This is a genomic window from Terrabacter terrae, assembly GCF_039529575.1.
GTDB classification, from domain to species: domain Bacteria; phylum Actinomycetota; class Actinomycetes; order Actinomycetales; family Dermatophilaceae; genus Terrabacter; species Terrabacter terrae.
On record NZ_BAAANB010000133.1, the window covers coordinates 1 to 1400 of the forward strand.

Below are 1400 nucleotides of genomic sequence, written 5' to 3' on the forward strand. Positions count from 1 at the left end.
AGCACCACGATGGCAAAGCCCGTTGTGCGCAAGCCCAAGAAGAAGGCCAACCCGCTGAAGGCGGCGAAGGTCGAGAACATCGACTACAAGGACACTGCGCTGCTGCGCAAGTTCATCTCCGACCGCGGCAAGATCCGCGCGCGTCGGGTGACCGGTGTGTCCGTCCAGGAGCAGCGTCTCATCGCCACGGCCGTCAAGAACGCCCGTGAGATGGCCCTGCTGCCCTACTCGAGCTCGGCTCGCTGAGCCCGGTTCGGGAACGAGGAGAACACCATGAAGCTCATTCTCACGCACGAGGTCACCGGTCTCGGTGAGGCCGGCGACATCGTCGAGGTCAAGGACGGCTACGGCCGCAACTTCCTGCTCCCGCGTGGTCTCGCGACCCCGTGGACCAAGGGCGGCCAGAAGCAGGTCGACGCGCTCACCAAGGGCCGCGAGGTCCGCGCGATCCACGACCTCGACCAGGCCAAGGGCGTCAAGGGCCAGCTCGAGGCGACCTCGGTGCGGGTCCCGGCCAAGTCGGGCCAGTCCGGCCGCCTCTTCGGTGCCGTCAGCAACGGCGACATCGCCGCGGCCGTCAAGTCCGCCGGTGGCCCCGAGCTCGACAAGCGCAAGATCGAGGTGAAGCAGGCCATCAAGACGCTCGGCTCCTACGAGGCGACCGTCCGCCTGCACCCCGAGGTCGCGGCGACCCTCAAGTTCGAGGTCGTCCCCGCCTGAGCAACGCCTCACGCACGGTCGAAGGGCCGGGATCCGCACTGCGGGTCCCGGCCCTTCGCGGTCCTCCGGGTCGAGCCACGTCTGGGGTCTGGCACCCACCGGGCGGCCCAGGGCGCACCGGGCCGGCGATCGGCCGGCTTCCAGGCGTGCGCCTGCCCGTGAGAGCTCCGTGCGGCGCGGTGGGCTCGCGCCCCGTCAGCTCGGCCGCTGACCGTGACGGTCGCCTCGAACAGACTCCAAGGCGTCCCCGCCGTTCCGCGCCGTTCCCCCGGCCGGGAGCGCTCGACGTGCGCGGAGTGCCGCCTGGACCGGCGGTCGGTGCGGCCGGGCCCGGTTCAGTCGGGGAGGACGAGGCGGGTGGAGAGCGGTGGCCCGGGGCGGGGACTCGCGGGCGAGCCGGCGTGGCAGGGTGCCCGCCATGGCGACGCCGGCCTCCGGCGAGAGTTGGGCGAGGGTCGTCAGGCGGACCTCCGGCGGGTTAGCGTTGACGTTCACGACCACGTCGGTGAACGGAGCGCCCATGGCCCTCACGACCACGTATGACCTCGTTGCCATCGGGCGTGTCGGCGTCGACCTCTACCCCTTGCAGCACGAGGTGACGCTCGACGAGGTGCGCGCCTTCGAGAAGTTCCTCGGGGGCAGCGCGGCCAACGTGACGGTCGCCGCCGCGCGCCACGGCC

At 71.4% G+C, this 1400-nt stretch carries 3 protein-coding genes; all 3 read left to right on the plus strand.

The window, feature by feature from the left end:
• Positions 1 to 9: 9 nt before the first annotated feature.
• On the plus strand, positions 10 to 246 hold the full coding sequence (rpsR, locus tag ABD194_RS19900) for a 30S ribosomal protein S18 (protein WP_013494395.1): 237 nt from the start codon (positions 10 to 12) through the stop codon (positions 244 to 246).
• A 27-nt stretch (positions 247 to 273) separates the two neighbouring features.
• Positions 274 to 720 (plus strand): 50S ribosomal protein L9, encoded by a 447-nt coding sequence (gene rplI / locus ABD194_RS19905; RefSeq protein WP_343994743.1) that lies wholly within the window; start codon positions 274 to 276, stop codon positions 718 to 720.
• A 520-nt stretch (positions 721 to 1240) separates the two neighbouring features.
• Positions 1241 to 1400, plus strand: a 160-nt coding sequence (locus ABD194_RS19910) for a PfkB family carbohydrate kinase (RefSeq protein WP_343994746.1), incomplete at its 3' end; no start/stop codon positions are given.

Coding starts and splice junctions, on each gene's coding strand:
- rpsR (WP_013494395.1), top strand. CDS start 10: ATGGCAAAGCCCGTTGTGCGCAAGCCCAAGAAGAAGGCCAACCCGCTG.
- rplI (WP_343994743.1), top strand. CDS start 274: ATGAAGCTCATTCTCACGCACGAGGTCACCGGTCTCGGTGAGGCCGGC.